At 47.3% G+C, this 203-nt stretch carries 1 rRNA gene; it reads right to left on the bottom strand.

Annotated features, from left to right (window positions below):
* Window positions 1-104 precede the first annotated feature (104 nt).
* Window positions 105-203, bottom strand: a 5S ribosomal RNA gene (gene rrf, locus SAY88_RS25815); the annotation flags it as partial.

The raw sequence follows: 203 nt of genomic DNA, 5'->3' as shown, positions 1-203 counted from the left end.
ATACTATATTCACCTGAATAATCGGATTAATAGCTACAAAAAAAGGCTATTGATAAGACTTTCTCAACAGCCTGAGGGCTAACCTAGGTTAGCCCTATTACTTTGTATGGCAACGTCCTACTCTCGCAGGGGGAAGCCCCCAACTACCATCGGCGCTGAAGAGCTTAACGACCGTGTTCGGCATGGGAACGGGTGTGACCTCT

It is taken from the genome of Halalkalibacter flavus, from assembly GCF_036663575.1.
Classification (GTDB): Bacteria; Bacillota; Bacilli; order Bacillales; family Bacillaceae_D; genus Halalkalibacter; species Halalkalibacter flavus.
Note: the sequence above shows the minus strand (reverse complement) of the source record. Positions and strands in the feature narration are given on the sequence as shown.